General features: G+C 74.6%; 19 protein-coding genes. 6 read left to right on the forward strand and 13 right to left on the reverse strand.

Annotated features, from left to right (window positions below):
• Window positions 1-5: 5 nt before the first annotated feature.
• From ABD990_RS05570 to egtA, 7 genes are all read right to left on the reverse strand, one after another.
• Window positions 6-809 (reverse strand): carbohydrate ABC transporter permease, encoded by an 804-nt coding sequence (locus tag ABD990_RS05570; RefSeq protein ID WP_345378790.1) that lies wholly within the window; start codon window positions 807-809, stop codon window positions 6-8.
• Window positions 806-1,705: a carbohydrate ABC transporter permease gene (locus ABD990_RS05575; protein ID WP_345379044.1), complete on the reverse strand. Its 900-nt coding sequence runs from the start codon at window positions 1,703-1,705 to the stop codon at window positions 806-808. The genes ABD990_RS05570 and ABD990_RS05575 overlap by 4 nt, the downstream gene beginning before the upstream one ends.
• A 1-nt stretch (window position 1,706) precedes the next feature.
• Entirely contained in the window at window positions 1,707-3,032 is a 1,326-nt protein-coding gene (locus ABD990_RS05580; RefSeq protein WP_345378791.1) for an ABC transporter substrate-binding protein, read from the reverse strand.
• 70 nt (window positions 3,033-3,102) lie between these two features.
• Window positions 3,103-4,086 (reverse strand): L-histidine N(alpha)-methyltransferase, encoded by a 984-nt coding sequence (gene egtD / locus ABD990_RS05585; protein WP_345378792.1) that lies wholly within the window; start codon window positions 4,084-4,086, stop codon window positions 3,103-3,105.
• Between the two features lie 55 nt (window positions 4,087-4,141).
• Complete coding sequence (gene egtC, locus ABD990_RS05590) at window positions 4,142-4,966, reverse strand: ergothioneine biosynthesis protein EgtC (RefSeq protein ID WP_345378794.1); 825 nt, start codon at window positions 4,964-4,966, stop codon at window positions 4,142-4,144.
• A gap of 3 nt (window positions 4,967-4,969) precedes the next feature.
• The gene (egtB, locus tag ABD990_RS05595) at window positions 4,970-6,340 is read right to left on the reverse strand and encodes an ergothioneine biosynthesis protein EgtB (protein WP_345378795.1); all 1,371 of its coding nucleotides are present in this window, start codon (window positions 6,338-6,340) and stop codon (window positions 4,970-4,972) included.
• The gene (gene egtA / locus ABD990_RS05600; RefSeq protein ID WP_345378796.1) at window positions 6,337-7,773 is read right to left on the reverse strand and encodes an ergothioneine biosynthesis glutamate--cysteine ligase EgtA; all 1,437 of its coding nucleotides are present in this window, start codon (window positions 7,771-7,773) and stop codon (window positions 6,337-6,339) included. Before egtA ends, egtB begins: the two co-directional genes overlap by 4 nt.
• Window positions 7,774-7,881: 108 nt before the next feature.
• Here egtA and ABD990_RS05605 point away from each other — a divergent pair, with 108 nt between their 5' ends.
• Window positions 7,882-8,490 (forward strand): TetR/AcrR family transcriptional regulator, encoded by a 609-nt coding sequence (locus ABD990_RS05605; RefSeq protein ID WP_345378797.1) that lies wholly within the window; start codon window positions 7,882-7,884, stop codon window positions 8,488-8,490.
• Between the two features lie 99 nt (window positions 8,491-8,589).
• Here the strand turns inward: ABD990_RS05605 and ABD990_RS05610 are convergent, their stop codons facing one another.
• Complete coding sequence (locus ABD990_RS05610) at window positions 8,590-10,719, reverse strand: molybdopterin-containing oxidoreductase family protein (RefSeq protein ID WP_345378798.1); 2,130 nt, start codon at window positions 10,717-10,719, stop codon at window positions 8,590-8,592.
• Window positions 10,720-10,974: 255 nt separating this feature from the next.
• Here ABD990_RS05610 and ABD990_RS05615 point away from each other — a divergent pair, with 255 nt between their 5' ends.
• On the forward strand, window positions 10,975-11,943 hold the full coding sequence (locus ABD990_RS05615; protein ID WP_345378799.1) for an AraC-like ligand-binding domain-containing protein: 969 nt from the start codon (window positions 10,975-10,977) through the stop codon (window positions 11,941-11,943).
• Between the two features lie 127 nt (window positions 11,944-12,070).
• Here the strand turns inward: ABD990_RS05615 and ABD990_RS05620 are convergent, their stop codons facing one another.
• The 5 genes from ABD990_RS05620 to ABD990_RS05640 all read right to left on the reverse strand — a co-directional run bounded on the left by ABD990_RS05620 (window position 12,071) and on the right by ABD990_RS05640 (window position 18,250).
• A complete protein-coding gene (locus ABD990_RS05620) occupies window positions 12,071-12,520 on the reverse strand; it encodes a MarR family winged helix-turn-helix transcriptional regulator (protein WP_345378801.1) in 450 nt (149 codons plus the stop codon).
• Window positions 12,517-13,950, reverse strand: coding sequence for an MFS transporter (locus ABD990_RS05625; protein WP_345378802.1), 1,434 nt, complete (start codon window positions 13,948-13,950; stop codon window positions 12,517-12,519). The genes ABD990_RS05620 and ABD990_RS05625 overlap by 4 nt, the downstream gene beginning before the upstream one ends.
• A gap of 80 nt (window positions 13,951-14,030) precedes the next feature.
• Entirely contained in the window at window positions 14,031-15,947 is a 1,917-nt protein-coding gene (locus tag ABD990_RS05630) for an ABC transporter ATP-binding protein (RefSeq protein ID WP_345379045.1), read from the reverse strand.
• 250 nt (window positions 15,948-16,197) lie between these two features.
• Window positions 16,198-16,407 carry a helix-turn-helix domain-containing protein gene (locus ABD990_RS05635; RefSeq protein ID WP_028932228.1) on the reverse strand — a complete coding sequence of 70 codons (210 nt, stop codon included), beginning with the start codon at window positions 16,405-16,407 and terminating at the stop codon, window positions 16,198-16,200.
• A gap of 220 nt (window positions 16,408-16,627) precedes the next feature.
• Window positions 16,628-18,250: an ABC-F family ATP-binding cassette domain-containing protein gene (locus ABD990_RS05640; RefSeq protein ID WP_345378803.1), complete on the reverse strand. Its 1,623-nt coding sequence runs from the start codon at window positions 18,248-18,250 to the stop codon at window positions 16,628-16,630.
• 140 nt (window positions 18,251-18,390) lie between these two features.
• On the opposite strand from ABD990_RS05640, the gene ABD990_RS05645 reads away from it, so the two are divergent.
• The 4 genes from ABD990_RS05645 (at window position 18,391) to ABD990_RS05660 (ending at window position 22,036) form a co-directional block, all read left to right on the forward strand.
• Complete coding sequence (locus ABD990_RS05645; protein ID WP_345378804.1) at window positions 18,391-19,170, forward strand: SDR family oxidoreductase; 780 nt, start codon at window positions 18,391-18,393, stop codon at window positions 19,168-19,170.
• Window positions 19,171-19,283: 113 nt separating this feature from the next.
• A complete protein-coding gene (locus tag ABD990_RS05650; protein ID WP_345378805.1) occupies window positions 19,284-20,429 on the forward strand; it encodes a lycopene cyclase family protein in 1,146 nt (381 codons plus the stop codon).
• Window positions 20,430-20,510: 81 nt separating this feature from the next.
• A complete protein-coding gene (locus ABD990_RS05655) occupies window positions 20,511-20,960 on the forward strand; it encodes a universal stress protein (RefSeq protein WP_345378806.1) in 450 nt (149 codons plus the stop codon).
• Window positions 20,961-20,968: 8 nt separating this feature from the next.
• Window positions 20,969-22,036, forward strand: a complete 1,068-nt coding sequence (locus ABD990_RS05660) for an adenylate/guanylate cyclase domain-containing protein (protein WP_345378808.1) — start codon at window positions 20,969-20,971, stop codon at window positions 22,034-22,036.
• The last annotated feature ends 53 nt before the right edge of the window (window positions 22,037-22,089 follow it).

Raw genomic sequence — 22,089 nt, forward strand, 5'->3', positions numbered from 1 at the left:
GGCTCCTACCGCAGCGTCGGGCCGCCGCCGACGCCGAGCAGGCGGCGGCGGATCAGCAGGATGAACAGGAAGGCCGGGGCCAGCAGGAACAGCGCACCGGCGTACCGGAAGGGCAGCGGCGCCTGCGTGAGCCCGGTGAGCACGAAGACCGGCAGCGTCGGGTGCTGGAGCGTGAGGATCGAGGCGGCGAACACCTCGTTGTAGCTGAGCAGCACGGCGAAGGTCGCGGCCGCGGCGAGCCCCGGCGCGGCGTTCGGCACGACGGCCCGCCGGAACGCCCCCGACCGGCTGCAACCGAAGACCTGCGCCGCCTCCTCCAGGTCCACCGGCACGCCGGCGAACACCGCGCTGACCATGAGCACCACGAACGGCAGGGCCAGGGCCGTGTGCATCAGCGCCACGCCCCACACCGAGTCGTAGATCCCCCACTGCAGGAAGAACACCGCGAGCGGGATCGACAGCACGACCACGGGGAACGCCCGGGTCGACAGCACGGTCAGCCGGTAGGCGTTCGCCCCGGGGAAGACGAACCGGGCCAGCGCGTAGCCGGCGGGTGCCGCCAGCAGCAGGGTGAGCACCCCGGTGAGCACCGCGACGATCACGCTGGACAGCAGCGCCTCCGGCACCCCCGCCGAGGTCACGAAGAACCGCATCGACTCCAGCGACCAGTCCGGCCAGGCGGCGAGCGGGTAGCCGTAGATCGCGTCGGCCGTGCTGAACGCTCCGACGACCACGAACCAGATCGGCACCAGGATCCAGCCCGCGAGCAGGACCGCGCCGCCGTAGCCGAGCACCCGCCGCGCGGTCATTGCCCGCGCTCCTTCCGCGTGGGCAGCGCGACCAGGATGATCCCCACCGCCACGAGCGAGACCAGCAGGATCACCAGCCCGTAGGCCGAGGCCAGGTGCGCGTCCTGGTACTCGGTGTAGGCGCGGTTGGCCTGGGTGGCGAGCACGTCGGTCGCCGTGCCGCCCAGCGCGACGACGGTGGCGAACACCTCGAACGCCAGCACCGTCCGCACGATCAGCGCGGTCCGGATCGTCGGGCGCATCATCGGCAGCACGACGTGCCGCATCCGCTGCCACGGGCCGGCGTGGAAGACGTCCGCCGCCTCCAGGTAGTCCCGCGGGATCGCGCGCAGCCCGCCCACCAGGATGATCACGATCAGCGACGTGGACCGCCACGCCTCCGCGACCACGATCGTGCCGATCACCCGCCACGGCTCGCGGTAGTCCAGCCAGATCACCGGCCGGTCGATCAGCCCGAGGGACTGCAGCACGGTGTTCAACCAGCCCTGCTCCACGAAGATCGAGTACCAGAGGATGCCGGCCCCGAGCTCGCTGACGCCCAGCGGCAGCAGGAACACGTAGAGCCAGAAGCCCGAGGCCCGCAGCCGCGAGGTGATCACCATCGACATCGCCAGGGCCAACGCGAACTGCAGGGGCAGCAGCACCACCAGCAGGATCAGGGTGGTCCACACGGCGGGCCAGAAGCGGTCGTCCCCGAACATGGCGCGGACCGACTCGAGCCCCCACCCGCCGGTGGTGCTGGTGAAGGCGAGCCCGAACGCCTGGATCATCGGGGACGCGAAGAAGATCAGCAGATAGGCGACGCTCGGCGCGAGCAGCAGGTAGGGCAGCCAGCGCTGCGGCCCGCCGCGGCGCTCCCCCGTCGCCGTCCGCGCGGCGCGCACCGCCTCGGTCACCTCAGCCAACGCGGCACACCCCCTCCCCGACCGGGTCCGGCGCCCAGCACGCGGCCTTCGCGGTGTCGAGCACCCCCTGCAGTGCGACGGCCTGGGTGGCGAGCGTGCCCCCGATGTCGCCGCCGTCGAGCACGATCGCGCGGAACGCGTCCGTGAAGACCTTGTCGTAGGCGCCGCTCTGGCCACCGAGCCCGACGGCGAGCGACGACGCCACGGCCCCGGGCGTGCCGACCATCCGCTGCAGGGTCTCCGCCTCCTGGCCGACGCCCGGCGGCAGCCCGCCCGGGATCGTCGCCAGGTCCTGCGGCGGGAACCAGGCCACGGTCCGCAGGGTGGTGGAGACCCGCGCGGGGTCGGTGAGGTGTCGGATCAGGTCGATCGACGGCTGGGGGTCGGCGACCGCCCTCGGGATCGACAGGCCGCCGAGCACGGGCAGGTAGCCCAGCCCCTTCGGACCGGTGGGCGCGGGGAAGGAGACGACGTCGTCCGGCCGGGTCTCCAGCGCGTCGACCAGCCGGACGGCGTGGTCCCACGCCACCCACACCTCGCCGGAGAGCAGCGGCTCCTGCATGAAGCCGTAGGTCACCGACTGCGGGTTGGCCGTGCCCCAGACCGCGCGCACCCACTCCCACATCCCGACGGCGTCCGCGGAGGCGAAGGTGGTGTTCACCCCGCCGGTGAAGCTCGGGTAGGCGTAGCCCTGCAGGAACCGCTTGAGCAGGCCCTTCTCCCCGGCGGGCAGGCCGAACCGCGGGGCGCCGGTGGCCTGCTGGATCGCCCGGGTCCAGTCAAGGAGCTGCGTGTAGGTGAGCCGCTGCAGGTCGGCGCCCGCGGGCAGGAACGGCAGCGCCTCGCGGCGGGCGGCCATGATGTAGCTCGCGGAGATCCACGGGACGAAGGCGTAGCGGCCGTCGACGCGGGCGAGGTCGAGGTACTGGCGGGTGAAGCCGCGGTCGCCGAGTTGCTCGACGACGTCCGTCATGTCGCGGAGCAGGGCCTCCTTCGCCAGCGTGGCGAACTCGCCCTGCAGGGCCCCGAGCAGGCCGATGCTCGAGGATCCGGCCCGCGCGTCGGCGCGGACCCGGTCGAACATCTTGCTGGCGGAGCTGTCGCTGACGAACTGCACCTGGCGCCCGAACCCGGCGAGGATCTGCCGCCGGACGGCCTCGGCCTCCTCGGTCGTCGCCAGCTGGGTCGAGTAGAAGACCAGGCCCTCCGAGCCCTGCGAGCCGGGGGCACCCGTGGTGTCGAGGGCACAGCCGGCGAGCAGGCCCGACGCCGCGGCACCGAGCCCCAGCCGCAGCACCTGGCGTCGCGACAGCCGCATACCGCCCTCCCCCGTCGGTGGCGGAACACTATCCAGAATGGACCCGCCACGCAGAGCGAGACGCAGGCCGTCAGACGGCGGTGGCCAGCGACAGCGCGAACCGGCGGTCCTCGTCGGACCACCAGCGGCCGAGATCGAAGCCCGCCTCGGCCAGCATCTCCCGCACGCCCTCCGGCCGGAACTTCGCCGAGATCTCGGTCCGCATCTCCTCGCCCTCGGCGAAGTCGACCGTGAGGTCCAGCTCCTCCACCCGCACTCGCATGGCCTTCTCCGCGCGCAGCCGCATCTCGATCCACTCGTCCTCCGCCTCCCACGCCGCGACGTGCGCGAACGCCTCGGGCACGAAGTCCGCATGCAGCTCGCGGTTGAGCACGTACAGGACGTTCCGGTTGAACTCGGCGGTCACGCCCGCGGCGTCGTCGTAGGCGGCGAGCAGGGTGGGCTCGTCGATCACCAGGCCGGTGCCCAGCAGCAGCTGCTCACCCGGCTCCAGCACCGAGCGGACGTGCGCGAGGAACGCGGCCCGCTCGGCGGGCCGCAGGTTGCCGATCGTGCCGCCGAGGAAGGCGATCATGCGACGGCCGCCCGTGGGCAGGCCGGCGAGGTCCTTCGTGAAGTCGCCGACCACACCGTGCAGCTCCAGGTCCGGGTACTCGCCCTCCAGGGCCTCGAGGGCCCCCCGCAGCGCCGCCTCGCTGACGTCCTGCGGGACGTACCGCCGCAGGCTGCCGGTCGCCCGGAAGGCGTCGAGCAGCAACCGGGTCTTGGCCGAGGAGCCCGACCCCAGCTCGACGACGGTATCGGCACCGGACGCCTCCGCGATCTCCGCGACCGACTCCTCGAGCAGGGCCCGCTCGGTGCGCGTCGGGTAGTACTCGGGCAGCTCGGTGATCTTCTCGAACAGCTCGCTTCCGCGCGCGTCGTAGAAGTACTTGGGCGGCAGCTCCTTCGGGACCGCGGTGAGCCCGGCGCGGGCGTCCGCCCGCAGCTCGGCCTCGGCGTCGGCCGCGGTGAGGTGGACGTCCAGCTCCGTCAGGCGGTTCGGCCGGGTCATGTACGTGCTCCTCGCGGTGCGTCCGGGCCGGGCCCGGGTCGAGCAGACGGGCTGCTCAGGGGTGGGGCGCGCGGGTCCCGCGGTCCGGGATCCCGGTGTCGGTGGGGGTGACGGCGGGGCCGAGGGGCCGGCGCTCGAGGCGGCCGGGCGCCGCGACGACGAGGTGCCGGTCCGGCACCGGCTCCCAGCCCGGGTCCGCGTCGGTCGGTTCCGACGCGACGGTGGCCGCCTCGTCCGTGACCCGCACGGACAGCGCGTGGTCCCAGGCCGTGCCCCAGATCGTGCTGCCGTCCGTGAGCAGCAGGTTGAGCCGGGAGTGCGGCGCGACGGCCTCGACGGCCAGGACGGCGCCGGTCAGCACCCGCGCCGGGTCCTCCCCCGCCCGCAGCCGGTGCCGGACCAGCGCCCAGAGCAGCGCCGCGTCCGTGGGGGCGTCGAGGGTCAGCAGATCGACCACGGGCAGCCCCTCGGCCAGCCCGGCGACCGAGCCGGGCCAGCCGCGCACCAGGCCGTTGTGGCTGAACAGCCAGGGTCCCTCGCCGAACGGGGCCGCCGCCGTGCTGGTGACGGGCATCCCCGTCGTCGCGGACCGGACGGCGGCCAGCACGGCTCGGCTACGGGTGGCGGCCGCGAGGGAGGCGAACGCGCCGTCCGACCAGATCGGCTGGTCGGACCGGTACCGCGCGGGCTGGGGGGCGTGCCCGTTGCCGGCGGTCTCGACCTGCGGGTACCAGCCGGCGCCGAAGCCGTCCGCGTTGACCGTGCCCCCGCCGCGCATGTCGGTGGGGGCGTAGGACTGGTGCAGCAGCCCGTGCGGCGGCTCCAGCAGCAGCGCGGAGAGCGTGGTCGGCGGGCCCAGGTGGGCGAGGTGGCGGCACACGGGTCAGGAGGGACCAGGGGCGTCGGTGGTACCGGCGGTGTCGGCCGCCGACGCGTCCCGGGCGCAGCGGAAGCCGGAGAAGATCTGCCGGCGGATCGGGTGGTCCCAGTTCCGGAAGGTGCCGCGGATCGCCGACGGATCGGTGCCGAACGAGCCGCCCCGCAGGACCTTGTAGTCGCCGCCGAAGAAGACCTCGGAGTACTCCCGGTACGGGAAGGCCTCGAACCCCGGGTAGGGGTGCCAGCCCGAGTCGCACCACTCCCACACGTCCCCGATCAGCTGCTCGACGCCCAGCGGCGACGCCCCCTCGGGGTAGGCGCCGACCGGGGCGGGCCGCAGGTGGCGCTGCCCCAGATTGGCGTGCCGCTCGCCGGGCGGGTCGTCGCCCCAGGGGAAGCGCCGGCTGCGCCCGGTGTCCGGGTCGAAGCGCGCGGCCTTCTCCCACTCCGCCTCGGTGGGCAGCCGCTTCCCGGCCCAGCGGGCGTACGCCGCGGCCTCGTGGAAGCAGACGTGCACCACCGGCTCCTCCGCCGGCACGCGCTCGACCACGCCGAACCGGCGCCGCCACCACTCCCCGGCGGAGTCCCGCTCCCAGAACCGCGGGGCGACCAGGTTCTCCGCGGTGCGGTGCCGCCAGCCCTCCTCGCTCCACCAGCGCGGGTCGTCGTACCCGCCCGCCTCGACGAACGCGGCGTACTCGCCGTTCGTCACCGGGTGGGTGTCGATCCAGAAGGCGGGCAGGGACACGGTGTGGGCCGGGCGCTCGTTGTCCAGCGCCCAGGGCTCAGTCGAGGTGCCCCGGGTGAACGCCCCGGCGGGCACCAGCACCTCGTGCGCGGCGAGCCGGCGCCCCGCGGGCGGCTCGGGCGCGTGCAGCACCGGCGCCCCGGCCCGCAGCTGATGGGTGGCGAGCATGGTCTCGTCGTGCTGCTGCTCGTGCTGGACGATCATGCCGAAGGCGAAGCCCTCGTGCTCCAGGCGGCGGCCGCGCAGCGGGCTGCGCTCCAGCGCGTCGAGCGCCTTCTCGCGCACCTCGGCGACGTAGGCGCGGGCCTCGGGCGGGGTGAGCAGGGGCAGCTCGACGCGGCTGGCCCGGCTGTGCTGGAACGCGTCGTACAGCCCGTCGATCTCCGGGCGCAGCGGCTCCCGGCCGCCGACGTCCCGGACCAGCCAGAGCTCCTCCTGGCTGCCGATGTGCGCGAGGTCCCAGACCAGCGGGGACATCAGCGGCGAGTGCTGGGCGACGAGGTCGGTCTCGTCGACCGCGTCCGTGAGTCCGGCGCTGCGGGCGCGGGACCGGTCGAGCAGCGCCGCGACGTGGGTACGGAGCTGCTCGGTCGAACCGAAGGGGTCGGTCTCGGGCGTGATCGTCACGGGCGTGCTCCCTCCGTCGGGGACGGGATCATCTCGAGGGTCTCGAGGGGGCCGCCGGCGGGCGGCTCCCCGGGCAGCGGGTCGTCCGCGGGGCAGCGGCCCGCGGCCACCCGGTGCTCGGTGACCTCCACCAGCCGGGCGAGCAGCTCCGGCGGCGGATCGAGCGCGGGCAGCTCCGCACAGGCGAGGGCGAACAGCTCGACGGCGGCGGCCGCGAGGACCCGGTCCTCCAGGCCGTGCCGGGCCGCGGAGGTCCAGCGGTGCCGGGCCGGGGCGCAGATCTCCCGCACCCGGTCGACGACGACGGGCCGGGCGGTCAGCGCCGCGAGCACGGCGACGGGGAGCGCCCAGTCCGCGCCCTGCTGCCCGTCGACGTACCGGACCTCCAGGAACCCCCGCGGGCGGACCGGCGGGAAGAGCGTGGAGACGTGGTACTCGAGGTCGGCGACCGTCGGCCTGCGGCCGGGCAGCCGGCCCCCGACCCAGTCGGCGAAGGTCACGCCCTCCGGCGTGGACCACTCCCCCTCGCCGCGCACGCAGAGCAGCGGGGTGCCCACCACGCGCTCGGCCCAGGCCTGCGCGGGATCGCCGTCGACCGAGGCCGGCGGGGCGGTGCGGGCCGGGTCGAGCGCCAGCCAGGCGGCCAGCCGGCTGGACTTCCAGCCCGTGCGCCGCCCGTGCAGCAGCGGGGAGTTGGCGAAGGCGGCCACGAGGACCGGGCCGAGGTCGTGCAGCGCCGCCCACCGTGCGGGCAGGTCGGCCCGCTCCCCGGCGTCGAGCGCGACCTGCACCGCGGAGGTGGAGCACATGCCGCTGCGGCCGTGCGGACCGAACCGGTCGAAGGCGCGCTCCATGGCGCGGTAGCGCGGGAGCTGCAGGAGCCGCCGGGCGGGCCGCACGGGATCGGCGGCGCGGGGTTCCGGCGTGAGGCCGCCGGCGGCGAGCCGGGCGTGCAGGGCGGCGGTGTCGGCCTCCACGGCGGCGAGGAGGGCGCCGAGGCCGGCGGTCGGGCGGCTGGCGAGCTCGACCTGGCCGCCGGGTTCGACGGTGACGACCGAGCCGTGCGGCAGCGGGGCGCCGGGGGAACCGGGGACGAGCGGGGCGGGAGCGTGCGGGCCGAGCGCGCCGAGCAGGTCGGCGAGATCGGCGGGACGGGCGGGACTGGCGAGGTCGGCGGGATGGCGGGCGTCGGCGCGGGCGGGGCGCAGGAGCCACTCGAGCTCCACACCCAGGTAGCGCGGGGGGCCGTGTTTGAAGCAGACCGAGGCGACGTAGGCCTCGGCCTCCGCCCGCGTGCGCAGCTCGGCACCCGCCGCGGGCGGTTCCGCCCCCTGCGCCGTGAAGCTGGGCCCCGCCTGCGCCGGGATCCCGGACGGCGCGGGTGCACCCTCCGGCCCCGGGACGGCGGGCACGATCCCCGCGTCTGGAAGCACGGATCGAACGCTACCCGCGGGGTACGACACTTTCAGGTTCTCCGCGCGAACTCTGCCGCCCGTGCGCGCGTCCTGCACCACAAGACGTACGTACGGGATACTGGGCCGGTGCCCCGCGTGAGTACCGACCAGCTCGCCGCCCGGCGCCAGCACATCCTCGACGGCGCCCGGCGGTGCTTCGCCGCGCACGGGTACGAGGGTGCGACGGTCCGGCGGCTCGAGCAGAGCACCGGGCTCTCCCGCGGCGCGATCTTCCACTACTTCCGGGACAAGGACGCGCTGTTCCTCGCCCTCGCCGAGCAGGACGCCCGCCGGATGGCGGACGTCGTGGCCGAGCAGGGCCTGGTGCAGGTCATGCGGGACCTCCTGGAGACCGCACGCGGCGAGGGGACGGACGGGGTCGAGGCCGACGGCGCCAGCGACCGCAGCTGGCTCGGCACCCGGCTGGAGGTCTCCCGCCGGCTGCGCACCGACCCGGACTTCCGGGAGCGGTGGCAGGCGCACTCCGCCGAGCTCACCGCAGCCACGCGGGAGCGGCTCGAGCGGCAGGCCGCCGCCGGCGCCCTGCGCGACGACGTCCCGGTCCCGGTGCTGGCCCAGTACCTCGAGCTGGTGCTGGAGGGGCTGGTGTCGCACCTGGCCATGGGCCTGCCGGCGGACGCCCTCGACGGCGTGCTCGACCTCGTCGAGCAGAGCGTGCGGACCCTCCGCCGGTGACCGACCCCCGATGACCGCCCCCACCGCGCGGTCGAGGAGGGCAGGCCCGCCGGCCCCGGAGGGGGTGTGGGGCCGGCGGGCTGGTCGGGAGCGGACCGCTCAGGCGGGCTCGACCTCGACCCGGGTGTCCGAGAAGGTCGGGGCGTTGCCGAGGTCGGCGAACTCCGTCGGGTTCACGGCGTTGACCGTGGCCAGGCCCTTCGCCCGCGACCGCCACTGCCCCATGCTCGCCATGACCACGCCGCGGGCGACCTCGTCCGAGACCGTGACCTTCACGAGGAACTCGCCGCGCTCGTTGAACACGCGGATCAGCGAGCCCTCGACGATCCCCCGCGTCTCCGCGTCCGCCGGGTGCACGATCGCCGACGGCTCGCCCTGCACCCGCTGCTGCGCCCCGAGGTTGCCGTATGACGAGTTGAGGAAGGCGTGGGCCTTCGGCGAGACCAGGTGCAGCGGGTAGTCGCTGTGCGCCGGCGGGATGTAGTGCGGCAGCGGGTCCACCTCGCCGCCCGGCTGGGCCTCGTTCGAGCCCTGCCGGAACAGCGGGAGCACGAAGTTGCCGCCCGCCGCGGCGGCGGAGAGGAACTCCTGCTTGCCCGACGGCGTCGGGAAGCCGCCGACGTCGTGCGGGGCGTAGTGGTCGGCGTCGGGCAGGTTCAGCCGCGCCCAGCCGGTCTTCTCCAGCGACTTGGGCGTGATGCCCTGCAGCGCCGGCGCGCCCCAGTCGTAGGCCTGCTCGATGAGCTCCTCGTCCGTCATCCGGAAGCACTCGTCGTCGAACCCCATGGCGGCGGCGAGGCGCCGGAACAGCTCGGTGTTCGGGATCGCCTCGCCCACCGGGGCGATCGAGGGCCGGTTGAGCCCGATGTAGAAGTGCCCCCACGAGAACATGACGTCGAGCTGCTCGAGCTGTGTGGTCGCGGGCAGCACGATGTCCGCGTACAGCGCCGTGTCGGTGAGGAACTGCTCGCTGACCACGGTGAACAGGTCCTCGCGGGACAGCCCGGCGACCAGCTTCTCCTGGTCCGGGCAGACGATCACCGGATTCGCGTTGTAGACCATCAGCGCGTGGATCCCGGGGTCGAGCCCCATCTCCCCGGTCAGCGCCCTGCCCAGCAGGTACTGGTTGACCACGCGGGTGCCCTCGGGCCGCAGCTGGGGCTGGGAGAGGGCGTCCCAGTTCACCGGGAAGGCCCACAGCGGCAGCGCGAGCAGGCCGCCGCCGGGCCTGCGCCACGCGCCCACCAGCCCGGGCAGGCAGGAGATCGCCCGGACCGTCTGGCCGCCGCCGGAGTGCCGCTCGATCGCCACGCCGATCCGGATCATCGACGGCTGCCCGGCGGCGTACTCGCGGGCGAGCGTCCGGATGTCCTCGGCCGGGATGCCGGTCTCCTCGGACGCCCACTCCGGCGTGCAGTCGCGGACCCGCTCCGCGAGCTCCTCGACGCCAACCGTGTGCTCGGCGACGTACTCCGCGTCCGTCAGCCCCTCCGCGAGAATGACGTGGATCAGCGCCAGGGCCAGCGCCCCGTCCGTGCCCGGGCGGATCGGGATGTGCCAGTCCGCGCGCTTCGCGGTGCGGTGCCGCACCGGGTCGATGACGACGACCTTCGCGCCCCGCTTCTGCGCCTCGGCCACGAAGGGCCACAGGTGCAGGTTCGTCGAGACCATGTTGCAGGCCCAGATCACGATGTACCGGGAGTGCACCAGGCTCTCGGGGTCGACGCCGGCCGTCGGGCCCAGGCTCATCACGTACGCCGTCGAGGCGCCCGAGTCGCAGAAGGTGCGCTCCGCGACGGTCGCGCCGAGCCGGTTGAAGAAGGGGTCGCCGACGTTGAGGCCGTTGAGCGTGCCCTGGGTGCCGAGGTAGCTGACCGGCATGATCGCCTCGGCGCCGTGCTCGGCGATCACACCGCGGAACCGCTCGGCGATCTCGGCGACCGCCTCGTCCCAGCCGATCGGCTCGAACCGGCCGGAGCCCTTGGGCCCGCTGCGGCGCAGCGGCGTGGTGACCCGGTCCGGGCTGTAGACCCGGTCGACGTAGTTGTTGACCTTGACGCACAGCCCGCCGCGGGTGAACGGGTGGTCGGGGTCGCCCCGCACCCCCGTCGCCCTCCCGTCCTCGACGGACACGAGCATCGAACAGCCGTCGGGGCAGTCGTGCGGGCAGATCGCGCGGTGGGTGCCCGTCTCCCCGACGGCGGGGAGGGGCAGGTCGGCGAGGGTCATCGCGGCGGCTCCGGATCGTGGTGGGATGACCGATCCTGGGCCGCCGGCACCGCCCACCGGATCGGCACGGAGCGACCGGAGGTGGGCAGCGAGTGACCGGTGGTGGGCAACGGGCGACAGGCAGCGGGCGGTGAGCGACCGGGTCGTGCGGAGGACGGAGGCGTTGACGCGACCGCAACACGCTGCGAACCTGCGTCTGGTTCCCTCCGGAACGGGCCGGCGGGAATGCCGCCGCCGTGGACGCAGGAGGTGACCGTGGTCCTCGCACCGGGATCCGCGCCCGGCGGCACGGACACGCGCGCCACCCGCCGGTTCGACGAGTGGCGGGAGGCCATCCGGCACGACTTCGTCGCCCTCGACATCGCCCCCGACCGCCGGGTCGGCACGTTCAGCGGCACGGTGCGCAGCGCGACCGTCGCCCACCTGCAGGTGTCGGAGGTCTGCTCGGTCGACCAGGTGTGCCGGCGCACGCCCTCCCTCGCCGCGGCCGACGACCGGGAGTTCCTGCAGATCGGGATGATCACCCGGGGCACGGGGGTGGTGGAGCAGGACGGCCGCCGCGCCGCGCTCGCCGCCGGCGACTTCGCGATCTACGAGACCGGCCGGCCGTTCCGCTGGCGGCTGGGCGGGGACTGGCGCCTGGACGTCTTCACCTGGCCGCGCACCTCAGTCGGGCTCGACGCCGGGGAGTCCGCCCGCGCCACCGCCGTGCGGATGGACGGCCGGGAGGGCCTGTCCGGGATCGTCGGCGGCATGCTCCGCGGGCTGCTCGCCGATCCGCCGCGGCTGACGCCCGCCGGGGCCGCGCGCGTGGCGGACGAGACCGGGGACCTGGTCACCACGCTCGCGGTCGAGCACCTCGCCGGGCCCCTCGCCGTCGACCGGCCGCAGCAGGCGCTGCTGCGCGAGATGCTCGCCTACGTCGACGCCCACCTCGCCGATCCCGGTCTCGGTCCGGCCGCGGTGGCGCGGGCGCACTTCGTGTCCGTGCGCCAGCTGCACCGACTGTTCGCGACGACCGGGGAGACGGTGAACCGCCGGATCCGGCGGCTGCGGCTCGAGCACTGCCGCCGGGAGCTGGCAGACCGGCGGCGGGCTGGCGAGCCGGTCACGGACGTCGCGCGCCGGTGGGGCTTCCCGGACCTCGCCACCTTCAGCCGCGCCTTCCGGGGCGCCTACGGGATCTCGCCCAGCACCTACCGGGCCCGGCACCTCGCCCCCTGAGCTCACGAATCGCACCACCGGAACTCCTGACTCGCGGTGCGGGAACTCGCGACTCGCGGTGCCGGAACTCCCGACTCGCAGTGCCGGAGCTCGCGACTCGCGCTGCCGGAACTTCCGACTCGCGGGGTCAGAGGGAGGCGAGGATCCGGTCGAGGTGGGCGAGGTCCTCGGGCGGGAGGGCGCGCAGGGCCGGGGGCGGGTCGCCGAGGATCGCCCGTGCGGTGGCGGCGGCCCGCTCCCCCTCCGCCGTGGCGCTGACGATCTTGCAGCGCCGGTCGTCGGGGTGATGCTCGCGGCGGACCAGGCCCCGCCTCTGCAGCTCGTCGACCACGACGGTGGCGTAGGGCCGGTCGACCGACAGCCGGTCGGCCAGGTCGGAGAGCGTCCCGGGCTCGCGCGCCACCTCGAGCAGCGCCTTGACCCGCACGAAGCTCAGCCCGACGGCCTCGCACGCCTCTCGTCGCCGGTCGTGCTGGTCCACGACCAGCGCCCGCATGCGGCCCCAGGCGCGGATCGCGGGATCGGCCGGGCCCGGCGCCCGCACCGGGTGGAGGGGCCGGTCGAGGGACGGACTCACCGCACACCCGCCGGGGCCGGCGCGTCGGGCGTGGCGAACAGTTCGGCCGTCCGCGCGGCCCAGCTGCTGGTCGTGACCACGCCGAGGACCAGCACGACGAGCCCGCAGCCGATCTGCACCGCCCAGCCGACGTGGGTGGCCGCGGCCAGGCCCGTCGGCAGCGGCCCGACGACCGAGGCCGTGACTGCCGACCCGATCACCGCGACCCCGAGGGCGGTGCCGACCTGCCGGCTGGTCGACGCCACCGCGGAGGCCACCCCGGCCTGCGCGGCGGGCATCCCGGAGACGGCCGTGTTCGTGATCGGCGGGTTGATCATGCCGAAGCCGATGCCGAACAGCACGTAGGCCGTGATCGGCACCCAGAGGGACGAGTCCGTGCGCAGGCCCAGCAGCACCACCCCGGACAGCAGGATCCCGGCCCCGCCGACGACCAGCGGGATCCGGGCGCCGCGGGAGCCGACCAGCCGGCCCGCGACGCTCGGCAGGGCCGCGGCCATCGCGGCCATCGGCAGCGTGAGCAGCCCGGCGTGCAGCGGCGAGAACCCGCGGGCGGTCTGCAGGTAGAGCGCGTTGACGAAGAGGAAACCGGCGAGGCTGGCGAAGGCGCACACCGCGATCACCGTGGCCCCGGCGAAGGGGACGCTGCGGAAGAACCGCGGATCGAGCAGCGGCTCCCGGCGCCGGCGCTCCCAGGGCAGCAGCGCCACCAGCGCCGCCACCGCGGCGATCGCGCACCCGAGGACCCACCGCGAGGTCCAGCCCTGCGCCGGGCCCTCGATGATCGCGAACGTCGCACCGCCCAGCAGCACCGCGATCAGCACCTGGCCGACCGGGTCGAGCCGCCGCGGCCGCGGCGCCCGGGACTCCGGCACGATCCGGGTCGCCAGCACGACGGCCACCACGACGACCGGAACGTTGACCCAGAACACCGACCGCCAACCGACGGCGCCGACGAGCGCGCCGCCGATGACCGGGCCGAGGGCCATGCTCAGCCCGACGACGCTGCCCCACACCCCGATGGCACGGGCCCGCTCGCGGGGGTCCGTGAAGACGTTGACGATGATCGACATCGCGACGGGGTTGAGCATCGCGCCGCCGAGCGCCTGCACCACCCGGAACGCGACGAGCGCGCCGGCCGACGGCGCCACGCTGCACAGCAGCGACCCGAGGCCGAACAGCACCAGCCCGATCCGGAAGACCCGCTTGCGCCCCACCCTGTCCGCCGTCGACCCGGCCAGCATGAGCAGGCTCGCCAGGGTGAGCGTGTACGCGTCGATGGTCCACTGCAGCGAGGTCACGGAGGCCGACAGATCGGTCTGGATCGCCGGCAGCGCCAGGTTGACGATGGTCGCGTCCATGCTGACCACGAACAGGCTGGAACAGCAGATCACCAGGACCAGCAGGCGCCGCCTGCGGTCGAGCTCGGGCACGGGATCTCCAGGGGCAGCGAACGGGACAGTGGTTGCGACGGCACAACCGTTAGCACGGTACAACCATTCCCGTCCCGCCGTCAGCGCATGAGAGGCAGATCCCCCTCCTCGTGCGTGTGGGTGCAGCCCGGCACGAGGCACTGCGCGTCGACGGACGCGTCCGGGTCGGCGAACTGGGTGCGATGCAGCGCGGCGTAACGCCCCTCCGTGGCGAGCAGCTCGGCGTGCGTGCCCTGCTCGGTGACCCGCCCGGCCTCGACGACGGCGATCCGGTCCGCGGCGCGGACGGTGGAGAGCCGGTGCGCGATGACGATCGCGGTGCGGCCCGCCAGCGCCTCGGCCAGGGCGTCCTGCACGGCGGCCTCCGACTCCGAGTCGAGGTGCGCCGTGGCCTCGTCCAGCACGACGACCGGGGGCCGGGCCAGCAGCAGCCGCGCGATCGTCAGCCGCTGCCGCTCGCCGCCGGAGAGCCGGTAGCCGCGCTCCCCCACGACCGTCTCCAGCCCGTCGGGCAGCTGGTCGAGCAGGTCGCCGAGGCGGGCGCGGCGCAGGGCCTCGCGCAGCTCGTCGTCCGTCGCCCCCGGCCGCGCGTAGCGCAGGTTGGCGGCGATGCTGTCGTGGAACAGGTGCCCGTCCTGGGTCACGACGCCGACGGCGCCGCGCAGGGCCTCGAAGCTCAGGTCCCGGACGTCGACGCCGGAGAGCTCGACGGCCCCGGAGTCGACGTCGTAGAGCCGTGGGAGCAGCGAGGCGATCGTCGACTTCCCGGCTCCCGACGGCCCGACCAGTGCCAGGAGCGATCCCGCCGGCACGTCGAGGTCGATGCCGTGCAGCACCTCCCCCGGCGCCCGTCGGTCCAGCACGGCGACGTCCTCGAGCGAGGCGAGCGAGACCTGCTCGGCCGTCGGGTAGGAGAAGTGCACGTCCCGGAACCGCACCGACACCGGCCCCGGTGGGAGGGCCCGGGCCCCCAGCCGTTCGGTGATCATCGGCTGCAGGTCGAGCACCTCGAAGACCCGCTCGAACGCGACGAGCGCGGTCATGACGTCCACGCGGGCGTTGGCCAGCGCGGTCATCGGCGTGTAGAGGCGGGTGAGCAGCAGGGCCAGGGTGACGACGGTGCCCGGCTCGATCCGCCCGGTGACGGCCAGCCAGCCGCCGAGGCCGTAGACCAGCGCCTGCGCCAGGGCCGAGACCAGCGACAGGGAGGTGACGAACACCCGGGAGACCATCGCCGTCCGGACGCCGATGTCGCGGACCCGCTCGGCGCGCTCGCCGAACTCCCGGGCCTCCTCCTTCGGCCGCCCGAACAGCTTGACCAGCGTGGCGCCCGCCGCGGAGAACCGCTCGGTCATCTGCGTGCTCATCGCGGCGTTGAGGTCCGCCGAGTCCCGCCGCAGGTCGGCGATCCGCCGGCCCATCCGCCGGGCGGGCAGCACGAAGATCGGCAGCAGGAGCAGGGCGAGCACGGTGACCTGCCACGCCAGGCCGATCATCACGGCGAGCGCCAGGGTCAGCTGGATGACGTTGGACAGCACGCTCGCGAGCGTGGTCGTGATCGCCGACTGGGCGCCGATGACGTCGTTGTTCAGCCGGCTGACCAGCGCGCCGGTGCGGGTACGGGTGAAGAAGGCGACGGGCATCCGCTGGACGTGCGTGAACACCGCGGTGCGCAGGTCGACGATCAGACCCTCGCCGATCCGTGCGGAGAACCAGCGGGCGGCGAGCCCGATCAGGGCCTCGCCCACGGCGAGCGCGGCGATGGCCAGGGCGAGCGTGACGACGCTCCGCGCGGCGCCGGACCCACCCGCGACGATGGCGTTGACGACCCGCCCCGCGAGGATCGGGGTCAGGACGCCGATCACGGCCGTACAGGTCGTGAGCAGCAGGAAGGCCAGCAGCCAGAGACGGTAGGGGCGGGCGAACGCCCAGATCCGCGGGATCGTGCCCTTGGCGACGGAGCGCGGCGCGTCGGCCGCGCGCGTCATCCCGCGCATGATCGTGAAAGGCCTGTCCACACACCTCACCCGGACTGCATCACGGAACCATAATGCGAATTTCCGTGCTCATCGCGCGCACTGTGGTTCCGCAATGCATTCCGAGCGCCCGATTCGCGTCGTGACGGTTCCATGATGCGCCCCGGCCCGGGTGCTCGCGCGCCGACCCGCCGCCGTCGCGCTGCGAACGGTGGCGGGCGCGCGTGACGTGGTGTGGCTGTTCGGTGACGTCCTGGGTCGTGCTGCGGTGCTACTTCTTCTTGGTGCGGGTCGCCCCGCCCCGGCCACGGAGCGTCACCCCGGTCTCGCTGAGCACCCGGTGCACGAATCCGTAGCTGCGCCCGGTCTGCTCGGCCAGGGCGCGGATGCTGGCGCCCTTCTCGTACTTCTTCTTCAGATCGGTGGCGAGTTTGTCCCGCTGGGTGCCCGTGATCCGGGCGCCCTTCTTCAGGTCGGCCACGACACTTGACCTCCTCTGCCCCACCGCGGACCCCCGCCCGCGGACCGGAGCCGCCGATCGGCTCGTCGGTGCGAGCCATGATGATCCTTCTGTCGGGATGTGGCCAGCGCAACATCCCGCATGATCGGTGAACGGTTCGCCCGTTCGGATCACGCGGACGGGTGATCGCGGGGAGGTCGGAGGTCACGCGGAGGTCACCTCCGCGTCACGGGCGTGTCTCCTACGCCAGCTGGACGAGTTCCAGGTAGTCCGCGGACCAGTGGTCCTCGGTACCGTCCGGAAGCACGATCACCTTGTCGGGTTCGAGTGCCTCGACGGCCCCGGGATCGTGCGTGACCAGCACGACGGCCCCCTCGAAGCGGCGCAGCGCGTCGAGCACCTGCTCGCGGCTCGCCGGGTCGAGGTTGTTGGTGGGCTCGTCGAGCAGCAGGACGTTGGCCGCGCTGGACACCAGCCCCGCCATCGCGAGCCGGGTCCGCTCGCCGCCGGACAGCGTGCCCGCCAGCTGCTCCAGCTGCTCGCCGGAGAACATGAACGACCCCAGGACCGTGCGCAGCTGCTGCTCCGGGGCGTCCGGCGAGGCGTGCCGGATGTTCTCCCAGACGCTGGCGTCCATGTCGAGCGTGTCGTGCTCCTGCGCGAAGTACCCGGTGCGCAGCCCGTGCCCGGGGACGACCTCGCCGGAGTCCGACTGCTCGGTGCCGGCCAGCAGCCGCAGCAGTGTGGTCTTGCCCGCGCCGTTGAGCCCCAGCACCACGACCTTGGTGCCGCGGTCGACGGCCAGGTCGACGCCGGTGAACACCTCCAGCGACCCGTAGGCCTTGGACAGGTTCTCCGCGGTGAGCGGGGTGCGCCCGCACGGCGCCGGCGTGGGGAAGCGGATCTTCGCCACCCGGTCCGCCTGCCGCTCGGGCTCCAGCCCGGCCAGCAGCTCGTCCGCCCGGCGCGCCATGTTCTTGGCGGCGACGGCCTTGGTGGCCTTGGCGCCCATCTTCGCGGCCTGGGCGTGCAGCGCGGAGGCCTTCTTCTCGGCGTTGGCCCGCTCCCGGCGACGGCGCTTCTCGTCCGTGGCGCGCGCCTCGAGGTAGCGCTTCCAGTTCATGTTGTACTGGTCGACCTCGCCGCGGGTCGCGTCCAGGAACCACACCTTGTTCACGACGGCGGCCAGCAGGTCCGTGTCGTGGCTGATCACCACGAGCCCGCCCTCGTGGGCCTGCAGGAACCCGCGCAGCCAGGTGATCGAGTCGGCGTCGAGGTGGTTGGTCGGCTCGTCGAGCAGCAGCGTGGTGGCGCTCTGCGAACCGCCGTCCGACGCGGCGAACAGGATGCGGGCGAGCTCGACGCGGCGGCGCTGGCCACCGGAGAGCGTGGCGATCTGCTGGTTCAGCACCCGCTCGGGCAGGCCGAGGTTGGTGCAGATCCGGGCGGCCTCGCTCTCGGCGGCGTACCCGCCGAGGGCGGCGAAGCGCTCCTCCAGCCGCCCGTACTCGCGGACGGCCTTCTCGTTCTCCGGGCCGTCGACGAGCTCGGCCATCCTGGTCTGGACCTTCTCCAGCTTGCGCAGCAGCTCGTCCAGGCCGCGGGCCGACAGCACCCGGTCCTTGGCGGTGACGGAGAGGTCGCCCTCACGGGGGTCCTGCGGCAGGTAGCCGACGGGCGAGTTGCTGGAGACGGCGCCGCCGTAGGGCTCGCCCTCTCCCGCCAGGACGCGCATGGAGGTGGTCTTGCCGGCGCCGTTGCGGCCGACGAGGCCGATCCGGTCCCCCGGCTGCACGCGCAGGGTGGCCCCGGACAGCAGGATGCGGGAGCCGGCGCGCAGCTCGAGGTCGGTGGCGGTGATCATGAAGGGACTCCGGTACGGGGTCGGAACGAGAAGGGCGGCCTGGCGGCACACGGGTGCCGCGGCGCGGCGCCTACTCGATCAGGATCACGCCACCAGGCTACCGGCCCGCGCACCCCGTTTTCCCCCGTAGGGTCACCGCCATGACCGAAGTCACCGGAGATCGCCCCGGCGATCTCGCCGGCCGGGCCGCGCTCGTCACGGGCGCGAGCCGCGGGATCGGGCTGGCCATCGCCGCGGAACTGCTGGCCCGCGGCGCGTCCGTCACGATCACCGGCCGCAAGCAGCCCGATCTGGAGACCGCGGCCGCCGGGCTCGGCGCCCCCGGCCGCGTGCTCACCGTGGCGGGCAACGCCGGCGACCCCGCGCACCGCGAGGAGGCCGTCGCCCGGACCGTCGAGGAGTTCGGCAACCTCGCGATCCTGGTGAACAACGCCGGCATCAACCCGCAGTACGGCCCGCTGGTCGACGCCGACCTCGACGCCGTCTCCAAGATCTTCGACGTGAACGTCGTCGCCCCGCTGGCGTTCGTGCAGCTCGCGTACCGGGCCTGGATGCGCGACCACGGCGGCGCCGTCGTCAACATCGCGTCGATGGCCGGGATCCGCTCCACCGGGGTGATCGGGGCGTACGGGGCGTCGAAGGCCGCGCTGATCCGGCTCACCGGGGAGCTGGCCGGCCAGCTGGGCCCGGGCGTCCGGGTCAACGCCGTGGCGCCCGCCGTCGTCAAGACACGGTTCGCGGCCGCGCTGTACGAGCGGGACGAGGAGGGCGTGGCGAACGGCTACCCGCTGAAGCGGCTCGGCACGCCGGAGGACGTCGCCGCGGCCGTCGGGTTCCTGGTGTCGGACGCCTCGGGCTGGATCACCGGCGAGACCGTCCGGGTCGACGGCGGCGCCCTGGCCTCCGGGAGGAACGGCTGAACGTGCGGGAGCCGGCGGCCCGGTCGGGGTCGGCGGGGTCGGCGGGGTCGACGGGGTCGACAGGGCCGGCGGGGTCGGCTCGGCCGGCACCGGCCGGTCCCGGGGCGGTGGACGTGCTCGTGGCCGGAGGCGGCCCGGCCGGGCGCGCGCTCGCGGCGGCCTGCGCGCGGATCGGCCTGCGCACCGCCCTCGCCGACCCGGCCCCGGACCGCCCGTGGCGCGCGACCTACGCGGCCTGGTCCGGCGAGCTGCCCCCGGACCTGCCGGCCGGCGTGGTCGCCGCGCGGGCGACCGGCCGGGCCGTCGCGCTGACCGAGCACCGGCTGGGCTGGGACTACACAGTGCTCGACACCGCGGCCCTGCGCGCCCACCTCGACGCCGGGCTGGCCGGCGTGACGCTGCACCGGGCGAAAGTGGTGGGCAGCGAGCCGGGGTTCGCCCGGCTCGCCGAGGGGCGCATCCCGGCACGCCTGGTCGTCGACGCCACGGGGCACCGGTCCGCCCGCGGCCGCCGGCCCGCCGCCGAGCAGACGGCCTACGGGGTGGTCGTGGACGAGACCTCGGCCGCTGCGCTGGTCGCCCCCGGCGAGGCGCTGTTCATGGACTGGCGGCAGGACCACGGCCGGGCCGGCGGGGCCTGGCCGACCTTCCTCTACGCCGTGCCGCTCGGCGGGGGCCGGGTGCTGGTCGAGGAGACCTCGCTGGCCCGCCGGCCCGGGCTGCCCCTGCCCGAGCTCCGCGAGCGGTTGCACGCCCGCCTCGCCCACCACGGCGTCCGGCCGCCCGCCGACGCCGGGGAGGAGCGCGTCCGGTTCCCCGTCGAGAGCCCGATCGGCGCCGCGCTCGCCCCCGGGCCCGCGTTCGGCGCGGCGGGCGCGCTGGTCCATCCGGCCACGGGTTTCTCGGTGGCCACGGCCCTGCGGCTGGCGCCGCAGCTGGCCGAGGCGCTGGTCGGCCCGTCGCCCCGACGCGCGGCCCGATCCGTGGTGTGGCCGGCGCAGGCGAGGATGGTGCACGTGCTGCGCCACCGCGGGCTCGAGGCGCTGCTCCGCATGCCGCCGCAGCAGGTTCCGGCCTTCTTCGAGGTGTTCCTGGGCCTGCCGACGCACCACCGGTGGGCGTACCTCACCGGCCGCGCCGACCTGCCCGGGACGGCCGCGGCGATGCGCGCGTTGTGGGCCCGCGCGGACTGGCCGCTGCGCGCCCGGCTGGTGGGCCCGGCGCTGCTGCCCCGGGCCCGGCCCGCCACCACCGGGTGACGCTCGCGAGTCGATGCAGGTCAGCGGACTACCCGCCGGTAATCTGCCGGGACCATCGTGTGACCGATCCCCGGAGGGCACATGTCCGCCTACACCACCGTCGTCGTCGGCACGGACGGGTCCGCGACCTCGTACGTCGCCGTGGAGCGCGCGGCCGCCGTGGCCCGCGACTCGGACGCCGAGCTCGTGCTGGTCTCGGCCTACACGCCGGCCTCCCGCGAGGACACCCTCGAGGCCGAGGACGCACTCGGCGACGAGGCCTACCAGGTGCGCGGCTGGTCGCCGGCCGAGGAGGTCCTGCGCACCGCGGAGGACAGGGCGGCGGCGGTCGGCGCCAACAAGATCTCCAAGATCGCGGAGGACGGTGCCCCGGCCGACGTGCTGCGCAAGGCGGTCCAGGAGCGCAAGGCCGACCTGCTCGTGGTGGGCAACAAGGGCCTCAACACCCTCAGCGGCCGCATCCTCGGCTCGGTCCCGTCCGACGTCGCGCGCCGCTCGGGCGTCGACGTCCTGATCGTGCACACCACCTGAGCCGGCCCGTGGGCGAGGGCTGGCTGCAGGACCTCGAGGCGTTCCTGGCGGCGGCGGACCGCGGCGAGCGGCGGCGGCTCGACGAGTCCACCGAGCTGGTCACGGCGCTCGAGGAGATCGTCCTGGGCGGCCCCCGGCGGCACACCCGCGCCGAGGTCGTCGAGCTGGCCGGCATCGCGGACGAGGAGGCCGTGCGGCTCTGGCGGGCGCTCGGCTTCCCCGAGGTGCCCGACGACTCGGTGTTCTTCACCGACCGGGACGTCCAGGCGGCGTCGATGCTGGGCCGCGACCCCGCGGCCGCGGCGATCCCCGCCGACGTCCGGGAGGCGATGCTGCGGGCGATCGCCCAGTCCGTGTCGCGGCTGGCCGAGTGGCAGATCGGGATGCTCGCCCGGATGCTGGCCGATCGCGCCGGGCAGGTCTCGGCCGAGCAGGCCGTCGAGTTCACCGCCGGGCTGCTGCCGAAGCTGGAGCTGCTGCACGTCTACATCTGGCGGCGACACCTCGCCGCGACGATGTCGCGGTTCGTCGTCGGCGGCATGCAGGACGACTCCGGCGCCGACACCGCGACCGAGACCCGCACCCTCACCGTCGGGTTCGCGGACATGGTCGGCTTCACCCGCACCACCCGCCGGCGCTCCCCCGCCGAGCTCGCCGAGATGATCGAGCACTTCGAGGCCAGCACCACGGACGTCATCACCGAGAACGACGGGCGGCTGGTCAAGACGGTCGGCGACGAGGTCCTCTTCGTGACCGACGAGCCCGCCGCGGGCGCGCAGCTCGCCCTGCGGCTGCGCGAGCGGGTGCGACGCGAACCCTCGCTCCCCCAGCTGCGGATCGGGCTCGCCGCCGGGGACGTCCTGCTGCGCTTCGGCGACGTCTACGGCGAGCCGGTCAACATCGCCGCCCGGCTCACCACCCACGCCCGCCCCGACACCGTGCTGGTCGACCGCGAGGTCGCACGGGGGATCGAGGGCGACGGGCGGTTCCGCGTGCGCCGGCTCAAGCCGCTGCAGGTACGGGGCTACCGCCACCTGCAGCCCTATCTGCTCCGCGAGCGCGACGACGGCGGCTGAGAACGCGCGAGTCGGCACTCCCGGGCCGCCGAACCCACGTCCCGGGATGTCCC

The organism is Pseudonocardia yuanmonensis, from assembly GCF_039542425.1.
GTDB lineage: Bacteria > Actinomycetota > Actinomycetes > Mycobacteriales > Pseudonocardiaceae > Pseudonocardia > Pseudonocardia yuanmonensis.